Raw genomic sequence first — 13,643 nt, forward strand, 5'->3', positions numbered from 1 at the left:
GTGTTGAGCCATGTATCAAAAAGATCACTCGCACTTTTTATAAATTCACACAGCTACAGCTAGGCCATTTAACATGTGAAGCATACTCTTTGATGGACTTATTAAGGACAGATAAGAGAATCCATCATGTTAAAAATCAAATATTTGGCGACAGTACTGGGCTGCACATTAGCAGCGCAAAGTCATGCGTCTTTGAACATTCAACCTGATCCGCAAAATCCGAATGGTTACCTTGTTGAAAAGTCGGCTCTACAAGCTGCTGAACAAGCGAAAACCTCGGATCCTATGTACGCGATCTGGTCACAGGCCCTTCAAACTCGCCCTAACACCATCGTTGAAGCGATTGAACCCGGCTCCCCCTCGAATCCTGAAAACGTAAAGCGTGTAGAGCGCGTGTTCCCTCAATCTGAATGGGACTTTCTCACTCAGATGGCAGCGCCAGAATACACCTACACCCGCTTCTTGCGTGCGATTGGTAAATTCCCAGCCTTCTGTGGAGAGTACACCGATGGCCGTGACTCAGACGCAATCTGTAAAAAATCCATCATCACAGCCTTTGCTCATTTCTCACAAGAGACGGGCGGGCACATCGCGATAGACAACACTTCTGATAATCCATTAGCTCTCGAAGAATGGCAGCAAGCTCTGGTGCATGTTCGCGAAATGGGTTGGTCTGAAGGCCAAGAAGGTTACACCACAGGTTGTGGCCAGAACGATTGGCAGAATGCCCGTTGGCCATGTGCTGCGGGGCAGGGTTACTTCGGACGTGGCGCTAAACAGCTTTCTTACCATTTTAATTACGGCGCGTTCTCTGAAGTGATGTTCGATGGTGATGCAACGGTGCTATTGAATAATCCAGGCTTGGTTGCTGATTCATGGTTGAATTTGGCTTCTGCTATCTGGTTCTTCCTTACTCCTCAAGCACCTAAACCAGCAATGCTGCATGTTATTGACCGTACTTGGACTCCCTCTCAACGCGAATTGGATGCGGGTATTGGTTATGGCTTTGGTACCACGATCAACGTGATCAATGGTGGTATTGAATGTGGCGAGCAGAACAAAGACAAAGGCCAACCAGTTAACCGTATTCGTTATTGGGAAGGGTTAGCAGCGCACTATGAAATTCCTGTAGAAGCCGATGAAGCCAATACATGTTGGCAGCAAACGCCTTACGGAAGCTTGAATCTCAACGGAGCAACGGATGTGTTGTACACCAACTGGGATGGTAACTGGAAATACTACGCAGACCGCCCAGAAGGGTATTCATTTGAGTGTGAGCTTGTTGGTTTCCAAACCGCTTATTCCGCGCTGGTGGCTGGCGATTACGAGAAGTGTGTGACCAATTTTTATGGGTCACATGCGAGTTGGCCTGAAGTGAAAGTAGTCGATAAGCTGGATCCGGTAGAACCTGGCACAGATCCCGGTGGTAATGGTTGGAGTGCGACCAAGGTTTACAACGCGGGCGAGCAAGTGACTCACAACGGCGCAACCTATGAAGCGAAATGGTGGACACAAGGGGATGACCCTGCCAACGGCGGCCCTTGGAAATTAGTGGCAGGTGAGCCAACACCGCCAGTCGTCACCGATCCTGCGCCAGTCGACCCTACACCTGTTGATCCTGTTCCGGTAGACCCAACACCAGTTGAACCGCCAGTTACTGAGCCGCCTGTCGTTGTTGACCCATCGGTGTTTATCACATGGCAAGCGGGCGTTAGCCAAGTGAGTAATGGGGATAAAGTGACGCATAACGGTAAGTGCTTCGTGGCTAAAAACGGCCCGGGCGTATGGGAAAGCCCTGTTCAATCGAATTGGTTCTGGGATGAAATTAGTTGTAATTGATCGTCTGAATACTGAAAAGCGGTCTAACCGACGAGTTCAGTAGTACGACCATAATGATATAAATAATCAAAAGCCGAAAGTGTCTACTTTCGGCTTTTTTTCGTTTCGAACTTGGCTATCTAAGGAGGGCTATTGGTCTATGTGACTATGTTGAAGCGCATTTAAAGACTAATTATCCAGTTAGAGGATAAAGTTCTGTACAAATGATGGATGTGAATTTATATTCAAATTTAATTTATATTTATTCTCTTATTTTAGGGTTAAGGTGTACCTATGGAACAGACAGATATCACGTCACTCATCCCCATTGTGATTACTTTGGTGTTGTCGTTGGCGACAAGGAATGTGGTGATCGGCCTTTTTGCTGGCGTGCTAAGTGGCGTTGCGATGCTGACTGGCATGTTCAGCGAACTCAATCCGCTTGATACGTTTGGTACCATGGTTAAGGGTTACCTAGTCCCTCAATTGACTGATAGCTACAACGCTGGCGTGATTATGCTGTTGGTATTCATCGGTGGCTTTGTTGCTTTGATGGAGAAGTCCGGTGGCGGCGTTGCATTTGCAAAACGTGTTACTCAGTGGGTAAGCAACAAATGCCAAGCTCAAATCTCCGCATGGTTGGGTGGAATCGTTATATTTTTCTCAGACTTAGGCACCCCTTTAATTGTTGGTCCTGTTTTTCGTCCTCTTTTCGATAAACTAAAACTTTCAAGGCAGAAGCTAGCATTCATCATCGACTCAACCTCGTCGCCTGTCGCTATTCTTATCCCTTTCATTGGATGGGGCGTTTACATCATGAGCCTGATCCAAAAAGAGTTTACGGCGTTGAATGTCAATATGTCTGATTGGGATGCGTTCATTGGTGCAATTCCTTTTCAGTTCTACGCATTCCTCGCGATTTTCATCGTTCCGCTCGTGTCCGTTAAAGGTTTAGATTTTGGGCCAATGGCAAAAGCTGAGCGTGATTGCCAGGCGGGAATTAACTCTGGCGTGAATAACGAATCACTAAATCCGTTCTCGCATAAAAATGCAAAGGCATCTTTTGTCTGGGCACCATTGTTAGTGATGCTGGTGGTGTTGTGTGCCATGTTGGTTCCACAAGGCTTCCCGTTCCAAAAGGTCGCCGGTTCATCATTCAGAGCGGCATTATCATCGGCTTATTTCTTTGCCGCGATTACCTTAATTTCATTAATGGCTTACTACGGCGTAAGAAAGCTTTCAGACGGTGTTTCTGTGTACTTAAAAGGCATGGGAAACATGATGCCCGTAGCGATCATCTTAGTATTGGCTTGGGCATTAAGCACAGTCGGTAAAGAATTGGGTGCAGCGGCTTATATTGCTGAGCAAGCACAGAGTGGTTTTCCATACTGGTTAGTGCCTGCGGTCGCGTTCTTGCTGTCTGCCATTATTTCATTCGCAACGGGCTCATCGTGGGGAACTTTCGCGATAATGATGCCATTGGTTATTCCAACCGCGATTGCGATAGATGCTCCGCTTCTCGTCGCAATTGGTGCCGTGTTATCAGGTGGCTTGTTCGGTGATCACTGCTCACCGATCTCTGAAACCACGATTCTTTCTTCAACCGGGGCGGGGTGTGATCAGTTTGAACACTTTAAGACGCAGCTCCCTTACGCATTAATGAACGGCTCTATCGCTCTGATTAGTTTTGTAGTGGCAGGCTTTACAGGAAGTGCATTGGTTGTGTTAGGCGCTCTTGTTGCTCAGCTTATTCTTGTCACTCTGTTAGCCAAGCGCGACGCGAGTAAAAACGCTTCTTCAGAAGTTCAATCTCAAGTGCCTGAATCTAAACCACAACAAGCGTAATTTGAGATTACAAACGAGGGATGAGATTCCAGATATCTCGTCCCTCGATTCTGGAATGACGACTGAGTGAGTAGATACGGGTAACGAAGAGCTAGTCCTCTGTTGCCTACGTTTGCTATTAAGGGGGCGCTTACTCAAATATAAAGACTCTTTTCGCATCCTGAATCTCGTTACCCGCATCTTTTTATATGCATATCACTGACTTCAATCTCAACATGCTCTTCGTATCCCGTATCTCGTTTACTCGCATCTAAGCAAACCACCGTCATTCCCTACAGTGAGGGACGAGCGCGATAGGGAATCTCTGGCGTTTATCGTCGGTGTTTATGTCTAAGTGCGAGATTCCAGATATCTCGTCCCTCAATTCTGGAATGACGACTGAGTGAGTAGATACGGGATACGAGTAACGAAGAGCTCGTCTTCTGTTGCCTACGTTTGCTATTAAGGGGGCGCTTACTCAAACCTAAAGACTCTTTTTGCATCCCGAATCTTGTTACCCGTACCTTTTTATATGCATATCACTGACTTCAATCTCAACACGCTCTTCGTATCCCGAACCTCGTTTACTCGTACCTAAACACACCACCGTCATTCCCTACAGTGAGGAACGAACGTGATAGGGAATCTCTGGCGTTTACGGTTGGTATTTATGTCTAAGGGCAGATTCCAGATATCTCGTCCCTCGATTCTGGAATGACGACCGAGTAAGTAGATGTGGGATACGAGTAAACGAGTAACGAAGAGCTCGTCCTCTGTTGCCTACGTTTGCTATTAAGGGGGCGCTTACTCAAATCTAAAGACTGTTTTCGCATCTCGTATCTCGTTACTCGCATCTTTTTTATAGCGTGATAGGGAACCTGCTTACTTATAGTTTCTGTGAATTGATTGGTATTGTTATGAAACTAATTTTCCATAAGATCATTTACACAATCTTAGTTTTCGATAACTGGATTACCTAGTTATACGGTTTATAGATTAAAATTTTCTGATAACTTTTATCGTTTTTTTTTAATCAACCACTTTAATAAGGTAAATTCGCAATGTCGACCAAACTAGCTAACCCAGCGCCACTAGGCTTAATGGGTTTCGGTATGACCACTATTCTTCTTAATATCCACAACGCAGGTTTCTTTCCAATCGATTCAATGATTCTTGCTATGGGTATTTTTTACGGTGGTTTGAGCCAAGTTATCGTGGGCACAATGTGTTTCAAACGTGGTGACACGTTCGGTACAACTGCGTTTACTTCTTACGGCCTATTTTGGTTGTCTTTGGTTGGTTTAATCGTAATGCCTTACATGGGCCTACCTGCAAGCCCTGCTGCATTCATGGGTTGGTACCTATTACTATGGGGCATCTTCACAGGCTTCATGTTCATCGGTTCTCTATGCTACCCAGTGGCGAAACAAGTAGTATTCGGTTCATTAACTATCTTGTTCTTCCTACTTGCAGCTCGTGATTTCACTGGCAGCGAACTAATCGGCACTATCGCTGGTTTTGAAGGTATCTTCTGTGGTGCTTCAGCTATTTACTTTGCAATGGCACAAGTAATCAACAACGAATACGGCCGCACAGTACTGCCTATCGGTGAGAAGAAAGCACCTCAAATGGCAACACAAGAAATCGCTGCTTAATACTCTAACTCGGGAACAGTTAGTTTGTTATAAGCCATTTATTGGTTATGAATAAAACAAAAGGGGTTAGCCGAAATGGCTAACCCCTTTTTTATGCGTTATTAATAGCGCGAGTTAAAGCGATCTATTTATTAAAGCAATCTATTTGTTAAGGTAATCTTAAGCTGAAGGTTGCTCTACAGGTTTAGTGTCTGCAGCTTCTGCTTCAGGAGACTTGCCTGTTTTACGCTTGTACTTCTCTTCCCAGTAAGTAGCACCTTTAATGCCTAGTTTTACAGGGTTGAATGTGTACTCAGTCACACCTTGTTTCTGTTGCTCTTCATAATCTGCTAGCGCTTTAAGCGCAGGCTTAGACATGAAGAAGATGATCAGAATACCTACGATGTTTAACCATGCCATCAAGCCAACACCAACATCACCCATTGCCCATGCAAGGTTAGCTGTTTTGACTGTGCCATAGAAAACCGCAGTGATAAGAACAAGCTTAAGTACGAACATCATGCCAGGGATCTTGATGGTACGACGTAGGTAAGCAATATTCGTTTCTGCGATGTAGTAGTAAGCAAGAATCGTTGTAAATGCGAAGAAGAACAGAGCAAATGCGATGAATGGCTTACCAATGCCTGGTAGTGCACTTTCAATAGCAAGCTGTGTAAATACAGGACCATTCGCACCAATGTTTGCTGCTAGGTTCTGAACAAGGAACACACCTTCCGCGCCGCCGTGAACGTTGTAAGCACCAGTGATGATGATCATGAACGCTGTAGCAGAACATACTAGAAGAGTATCGATGTAGATAGAGAACGCTTGTACCAAACCTTGCTGAGCTGGGTGATCAACACTTGCAGCCGCTGCCGCGTGAGGACCAGTACCTTGACCCGCTTCGTTTGAGTAAACACCACGCTTAACACCCCAACCAATTGCAGCACCGAAGCCTGCCATAGGTGTGAATGCATCACCAACAATCATTGCGAAAACAGTTGGCACTTGGCTGATGTTTAGCAGAATGATAACGAACGCGATGATGATGTAAGCCAATGCCATGAAAGGAACAACGATTTGTGTGAAGTTCGCAATACGTTTAACACCACCAAAGATGATGAAAGCAAGGATGATAGCAACAACAGTACCGGTGAAAATTTTAGCGAAACTGAATGTACCGACAGCTGTTTCAATCATGTCACCTGAGCCAAATGCAGCTTCTACAGCATTACCAATACTGTTTGACTGAACACCTGGAAGCAAAATACCACATGCAAAAATAGTCGCGATAGCAAAGATCCATGCGTACCACTTCTGACCCATTGCTTTTTCAATGTAGTAAGCCGGACCACCACGGAACTGGCCTTCGTCTTCTTCTTTGTAGATTTGCGCTAGCGTAGATTCTGCGTAAGCAGTCGCGGCGCCAAAGAAGGCTACAACCCACATCCAGAATACTGCACCTGGGCCACCGAAACCGATAGCGGCAGCAACACCAGCAATGTTACCTGTACCTACACGGCCAGATAGCGAAACGGCTAGAGCTTGGAAAGACGAGATGCCTTTTGATGAGCTTTTACCCGATAGTAGCAAGCGCCACATTTCAAAGAAGTGACGGATTTGAACAAATCGAGTCATGATGGAGTAGAACAAACCTGCACCTAAACATAGGTAGATAAGTACTGGACTCCAGATTATTCCATTCAAAAAATCAACGAATGACTGCATGAGTATTTTCCCTGTTAGTTTTGCTTATGATTGTTTTTCGAACAACACAATACTTCACTTGTAACCCGAGTGTTAAATTATTTAACTGCGCATTAGGATTACTGTGACATAAAGCAAGTTATAGAGGGTGTTTGTTAATGCTTAGTGCTAATTCGATAATCGTTCTATTTAATTGCCTATGCAACTGGTTGTGTTTTCTGGTGTTTTGCAAAGTGAATAAATAGTGATTAATACAGAAAGGGGATCTTGAGGTGCGCATAAGAAACGAAATTGCGCAAAACAGCGGTTAAAGCCACTTAGCATAAACGGCTGACATATGGATGGTGGGATAAGTAGGTTGGAATATATCACCTGCATCGGGTGAGCTAGCAGGTCTAAGAGACTATGGTTTTTGAAGGTTTGATAATTGAGGCTTTAATATCTACCTAGTGAAAGTGGCTAATTTTATGCCTGTTTCAAACAACCACGAACCCTCGTGCCTGTAATTCTTTAGCGAACTCAGACTGAGTATTTGGCTCGCCGTGAATCAAATGCACCTCTTTCGGTGGAGTCGCGATGCCCTCTATAAATCGGTAGAGGTCTTCTTTATCAGCATGGGCAGAATAGCCAGACATGCCATGAATTTGAGCATTAACCTCAACGTCTTTGTTATCAATAGAAACCTGCATTTCGCCTTGTTGCAGTTCTCGCCCGAGCGTCCCGTGCGCTTGATAGCCCGCTAAAATTACATCGGTTCGTTTATCGGGAAGCAAGGCAGATAAGTAGTTCATTATCCTGCCACCCTGACACATTCCAGAAGCTGCGACCACAATCGCGGGTTCACCTGTCGACTTGAGGCGATTCACGATTTTCTTGTGCATTCTATGTCCATCAACGGTAATGCACTGCTCAAAAGCGAGTGGGTGACGTTTCAGTTCAAGACGCAGCTTTGCTTCTTGTCCCCACAACTCTTTAAAACGTCGGTATGAACGCGTCACTTTTTGAGCCATCGGAGAATCGAGAATAATAGGAATATCTCTACTTAGTTGATGCTCAAAGATCAGGTGTTCGATATCAAACAGCAATTCCTGAGTTCTACCGATACTAAAAGCCGGGATTAGAATAACGCCACCATCGAGCAGTGAACGATCAATAATGGCCTTGAGACGCTCAGATCGCGTAGCAATATCATCATGTGTACAGGTGCCATAAGTGGATTCGATAAACAGATAATCGGCTTGCTGTGGTGACTTGGGATCCGGCAGCAGTGGTGTGTTACTCGGGCCTAAGTCTCCAGAAAACACAACTACTTCTTGGTTGGGTAACTTAATCTCGATATAGGCGGAACCTAAGATGTGCCCAGCAGGTTGAAAGCGAGCATGCAGAGTATTTGGCCTATGATGATCCATTCCGTTGTTTTGCTGTTTAGACGTGATTGGAAACCATTCCCCGTAAGGCTTGGGAGCAATTAACGAATGAATCTTTTTGAGTATCAGCTTCGACTGTTTATTGCTGAGTCCTTGCAGTTTTAAGCCATCTTCAATCATTAAAGGGGCAAGTTCAGCGGTGGCTTGCGTGCAATAAATAGGTTGGTTAAACCCACTGGCGAGTAACCAAGGTAATCGGCCAATATGATCAATGTGAGTATGGGTCAGCAGCAGAGCATTAAGGTGGGAGGTTTCAAATTCAATATCAAGAGGGCGTGCATCTTCTCCTTGGGACTCTTTACCTTGAAAAAGGCCACAATCGATGAGCACCGCTTGGCCTGAATCTCTTAGCTCGTGACAAGATCCTGTGACAGTATGTTTGCCACCATGGTGAATCACTTCCATCGTTTACTCCCATTGCTCTATAAAGCCGATAACGCCTGTTTTTATTTTGCGGATAAGCGCCAGCAAGTAAAACAAGAACAATGAGAGTTGCGATCGTTGAGTGTCTTTTTAAGTAACTGAGCGATGACTCAGTGGTTTCGTTGCGAGTTAGTTCGTAGAAGAACGGTCTGAATCCAGCTCTGGTTTTTGCTGTGCCTCTAAACGAGCCACTTCGGCATCAAGCTCTGCAATTTTCTCTGCCATGAGTGCGTGACAGCGATTGGCCAGCTCCCTTGCATCACTGAGCTTGTAGCCGGATACATCGATAGGTTCCAGCATCTCGGTGATCACAATGCCATTATTGGCACGATTAAAGTCGATCTTATTGTGAGTGGTGCTGGTACACATCGGGGTGATAGGAACTCCAGCTTCAATCGCCATTCGGAAAGCGCCCGTTTTGAATGGCAGCAATCCACGCCCTTTACTACGGGTTCCTTCCGGGTAAACCCAAACAGACAGGTTTCTCTGATGAATCGCTTCCGCCACTTGCTTGATGGTATCGCGTGCTTTGGATTTGTCTTCGCGGTTAATCATGATGTTACCGGTGATCCAATACAGCAGACCAAAGAAAGGCACATACAACAAATCGCGCTTGCCCAATGAAACAGTGCGTGGTCTTAGCATTCCTGGGTCGGTTACAAAGTCTAATATGCTTTGGTGGTTAGAGATGTAGACGCTGTTTTCTGGTGTCGGGGCATTGCCTAGGCCGCGCTGCACCAGTTTTACACCGACGATCTTTTGGAGTTGATTGAACCAACGGCAGAAAACATACACATGCTTAGGGTTCTTGGGGCTAAACAAGCAGTAAACAAAAGCACATAGAGTGGTGAAAATAATAAACACCGTAGCCAAAATTATACGAAGAACAGCAAGCACAATTCACTCCTTACTCACCGCAAGATTGCAGTGATTAAATAGTTTTAGATGCTTGAAGTTTTCACTCTATTTAACCGAATTGCAACAATTAACTGTTATAGGGGGCTGTTTTTAGATCTTTATATAAAACAATGACTAACAATGGGTGTTTGACACGATCATCGAGCTTACACGTGTTCACCAGTAGGTAGGTATGTTCACCAATACTGTTTATTTGGATCCGATTTTTCTACCCATTCAGGATCTTGACGAGATTCTAAGTAGAGTTGTAGGCCGTTATAAGACATGAAAGCTGCAGGTCCGCCGAGGTGCTCGAAATAGTCAAAATACTCATCTTCGAGAGCACAAAGGTGGGCTAAATCTTTAACCTTGTTAGCCAGCGCCCACTGAATTGCAAATACAGGCGCTATTGAGCCTGAAATATTCACCTCTTCGACGTTTGGGTTAAACATTGAATTAGCTTGCTCAAGCAATATCTCTTCTTGTTCAGACTCCTGTTGCAGCACCTCTTCGACGATCTCCGAGCGCTTGGTATTAGAGACATTTTTGTTCAGCTTGGCGATTCGCAGTGCGTAGCTAAACCTTTCTGATGAAACAATGTCGACAAGCTGCGACAACAGCTCTTTGTCTACGCCTGCTGCCTTGGTGAAATAGTCGATACATGAATTGATTGAGGCATAACGAGTACCGTCAAACTCAAAGCCACTGGTTTCGTCGTATACCTCAAGTGGGATGTCATCAACCGACAAAGGCCAGCCTTTATAATCGACGCGTTGCTTGGCGATTTGATACATCTTCCAAGCGCTGCGTCCAAACCCACCAAGTGTCGAGCCCGAGAAATCAGAATCAATAAGCTCTTGCTCCGTCCAGTTCTCACCGATGCCAAGGTGCTTAGCGTACTTGTCTATGAGCGTGTGTTTTATCTGATCGCGCACAGACCAAATTGAGGTCAGATTCTTTGAATAGTTAATTCTCGCACACTCATTACAAGCCGGCAGTGCTATCGGTGAGTGGCCAATCTTGGCAACAACCTGCGCTGTCTTAGGAAATTCAACAAGGTTACTGGAAGGTTCACCACAAAACCAACAGGTATGGCGCAGGTTGAATGGGGTATCTATGTGTGAGTATGTGTTCATTAGTCTTTATCAGCTAGGTGCTTGAGGCGAGTTAATCATCTTCAAACAATTATCTCTGTTCGCACCTCAGCTTGCACCTTGTTTGTTTTTATTTTGCTGACGAAACTGATTCGTGATGTGACTCGCCTGATGAACTCATTAGGTGGATATTGATATAAAACAGTCACTAACGATAAATACTGCTCGGTGTGGCTGAACTTGCATGAGCTGCTAGCAATCGCCTAAGCTCCCCATTACTATTGAGATAGGCTCCTTACCCTAATAACGCATATGTCCTCATCGATTCCTTTTTACGATAAAAATGCTCACATACTTTGCCAGCAGTACAACTCAGTGACATTCGAGACGGTGCATAAAAGCTGGCAAGCTTATTGGCCTTTAGTGGGCGATAAAGTACTAGATGTTGGTGCTGGATGCGGTCGTGATGCTCTATGGATGCACAAAGCCGGAGCTGATGTTATTGCGATAGAACCAAGTGCTTCATTACGCGAACAAGGCTCGAAATATACAGGCCCAAGTGTTACCTGGATTGATGATTCACTGCCTTCGCTTAGCCGCACTGAAAACCTCGGAATGCGTTTTGACCTGATATTGGTCAGTGCGGTTTGGATGCACTTAGCCCCGTCTCATCGAGAACGAGCATTTAGAAAGTTGTCTAACTTGCTAGCTCCAAATGGCAAGCTGGTGATCACTCTGCGTCATGGGGAATTTATAGACAGTCGACAAGGCTATGAAGTCTCGGTTGAAGAGCTCGAGCGTTTATCAAAAAACAGCGCCTTGTTGGTTCGTCATGTTGATGATAGCCAAGATACATTGAACCGCAGTGAAGTGTGGTGGCAAACCGTGGTGATGACATTGCCAGACGATGGCTCCGGTGATTTGAACAAGGTGCGCCACATTATTGTGAATGACAATAAGTCGGCCACATACAAGTTGGCTTTGTTGAGAACTCTACTGAGAATTGCGGATGCGCATTCAGGCGCTGTGATTGATCGAACTGATGGGAAAATTTCTCTACCAGTGGGCTTGGTTGCTCTGTATTGGGTTAGGCAGTTTAAGCGACTGATTGATATCGATATACAAGGCGCTGGGATTCAGCAAAATAGCAACACAACGAAGGGACTTGGGTTTGTAAAAGAGGATGGGTGGAATAAACTCAAACACCTAAGTGCTGATGACCTAGCGATAGGCGCTATGTTTCTCGGCGATGAAGCCAAGGCTCTACAAAAGCTATTTTCACAAACGATTAGTACCATTAAATCAGGACCTGTGACTTTTATTTATCAAGGCTCGAAAGACAACCGACTATTCGATATATACCCACCTCACAAACGACGGAAGAGCCGAGAATCGCTGGTCATTGATAGTGAGTTCTTAGAAAGCTTTGGCTATTTCACTCTCGATGAAAGCCTGTGGGAGTGCTTTAGAATCTACCACTCTTGGATTGAACCGTTGGTGGTGAATCAATGGGTCATGGAGATGCAGCGTTTCGAGTTGAACCGACAGCGAAGTATCTCACTACAGACTTATCACGACTGCTTGGTATGGATCGATCAAAACCACGATACTCGTGATGTGCGTAAACGTGTCGAGAAACTTAGATCTGATCATGCCGACATTGTCAGCGTATGGAGTGGAAAATCATTAAAAAATGAGTATCACGTTGATCACTGTTTGCCTTTTGCTTACTGGCCAAACAACGATAAGTGGAATCTTTTTCCAACTACAAGCAAAGAGAACTTAAGTAAAAGTGACAAAGTTCCTACGGCTGAAAAGCTGCGCTCGTCTAAGTCACGGATTTTAGAGTGGTGGCAACTCGCTTGGAACGATTCGGCTCATTTTGAACAACAATTCTTTTCAGAAGCCGCGCTTTCGTTACCTAACATCCCTGCGCAGTGTCGAGACTTTGAAGAGGTGTTCGATGCAATGGGCTTGCAGGTACGTGGTGTAAAAAGCAGACTGCTGATTAGTGAGTGGCACTGATCATTAAGTGGGCTAGTTATCCCAAATAACCCTCAACAAACTAATCATCGAGAACATAATGAAATACATCGGAATTGATGGCTGCAAGGCGGGTTGGATCGCTTGGATTGTCTCTGGCAATGAGATACCTACGTTTAAGGTGGTAAATACGCTCGATGAGTTGGTTGGTGATCTTACGGGATCAACAACGTTAATCGACATGCCGATTGGCTTTAGCGATTCGCTTACTCCGGATAGATTATGCGATAAAGCAGCAAGACGTTTTCTAACCAGCAAGCGTGGTTCCTCCGTGTTTCCAGTGCCGTGCCGAGAGGCGGTTTACCAAACCGATTACGTTGCAGCGTGCAGTGCCAATGTGGAGCTGCTTGATAAGAAGTTTTCTAAACAGACTTGGGGAATTGTGCCCAAGATCCGCGAGCTTGATGAGCTCATTGAATCTTACCCAAGCCTTTCGATAAGAGAATCACATCCTGAGGTGGTGTTTGCAGCATTGAAAGGCGAACCGCTGACGTTTTCCAAACGAACACAAGAAGGCAAAGAGGAACGGCTTTCTATTATTCAGCAACTTGCTCATCAATGGTGTGACGGCTTGTCGTTGGCCATTTCAAAAACCAAGCGTAAAGACGTCGCAATAGACGATATCTATGATGCGTTCGTACTTATGTTGGTTGCCTATTACGCTCCGCAATTATCGACCTTACCAGAGCCTTTTGTTGTTGGTGGAGAAGCGGATGTCGACCACAACGGACGAGTTCGAGAGATTGTTTATTGGGACAAAACGCGCTAACAAAGCG

At 45.2% G+C, this 13,643-nt stretch carries 9 protein-coding genes; 5 read left to right on the forward strand and 4 right to left on the reverse strand.

Annotated features, from left to right (window positions below; genetic code table 11):
• Positions 1–126 precede the first annotated feature (126 nt).
• From MSG34_RS21795 to MSG34_RS21805, 3 genes are all read left to right on the forward strand, one after another.
• A complete protein-coding gene (locus tag MSG34_RS21795; RefSeq protein ID WP_248339368.1) occupies positions 127–1,839 on the forward strand; it encodes a chitinase in 1,713 nt (570 codons plus the stop codon).
• 273 nt (positions 1,840–2,112) lie between these two features.
• The gene (locus tag MSG34_RS21800) at positions 2,113–3,663 is read left to right on the forward strand and encodes a Na+/H+ antiporter NhaC family protein (RefSeq protein ID WP_248339370.1); all 1,551 of its coding nucleotides are present in this window, start codon (positions 2,113–2,115) and stop codon (positions 3,661–3,663) included.
• Positions 3,664–4,703: 1,040 nt separating this feature from the next.
• Positions 4,704–5,297 carry a GPR1/FUN34/YaaH family transporter gene (locus tag MSG34_RS21805; RefSeq protein ID WP_010440610.1) on the forward strand — a complete coding sequence of 198 codons (594 nt, stop codon included), beginning with the start codon at positions 4,704–4,706 and terminating at the stop codon, positions 5,295–5,297.
• Positions 5,298–5,456: 159 nt separating this feature from the next.
• On the opposite strand, the gene MSG34_RS21810 is transcribed toward MSG34_RS21805, so the two are convergent.
• The 4 genes from MSG34_RS21810 to MSG34_RS21825 all read right to left on the reverse strand — a co-directional run bounded on the left by MSG34_RS21810 (position 5,457) and on the right by MSG34_RS21825 (position 10,866).
• Positions 5,457–7,004, reverse strand: coding sequence for an alanine/glycine:cation symporter family protein (locus tag MSG34_RS21810; RefSeq protein ID WP_017069529.1), 1,548 nt, complete (start codon positions 7,002–7,004; stop codon positions 5,457–5,459).
• A 455-nt stretch (positions 7,005–7,459) separates the two neighbouring features.
• Positions 7,460–8,815, reverse strand: coding sequence for an MBL fold metallo-hydrolase (locus MSG34_RS21815; RefSeq protein WP_248339372.1), 1,356 nt, complete (start codon positions 8,813–8,815; stop codon positions 7,460–7,462).
• Positions 8,816–8,962: 147 nt separating this feature from the next.
• Positions 8,963–9,730, reverse strand: coding sequence for a 1-acylglycerol-3-phosphate O-acyltransferase (locus tag MSG34_RS21820; protein WP_248339374.1), 768 nt, complete (start codon positions 9,728–9,730; stop codon positions 8,963–8,965).
• A gap of 197 nt (positions 9,731–9,927) precedes the next feature.
• Entirely contained in the window at positions 9,928–10,866 is a 939-nt protein-coding gene (locus MSG34_RS21825) for a hypothetical protein (protein ID WP_248339376.1), read from the reverse strand.
• A 270-nt stretch (positions 10,867–11,136) separates the two neighbouring features.
• Here MSG34_RS21825 and MSG34_RS21830 point away from each other — a divergent pair, with 270 nt between their 5' ends.
• Positions 11,137–12,849, forward strand: a complete 1,713-nt coding sequence (locus MSG34_RS21830) for a class I SAM-dependent methyltransferase (RefSeq protein ID WP_248339379.1) — start codon at positions 11,137–11,139, stop codon at positions 12,847–12,849.
• A 58-nt stretch (positions 12,850–12,907) separates the two neighbouring features.
• Entirely contained in the window at positions 12,908–13,636 is a 729-nt protein-coding gene (locus MSG34_RS21835) for a DUF429 domain-containing protein (protein ID WP_248339382.1), read from the forward strand.
• Positions 13,637–13,643: the final 7 nt, after the last annotated feature.

Source organism: Vibrio sp. 1CM2L (assembly GCF_023161695.1).
Classification (GTDB): domain Bacteria; phylum Pseudomonadota; class Gammaproteobacteria; order Enterobacterales; family Vibrionaceae; genus Vibrio; species Vibrio coralliirubri.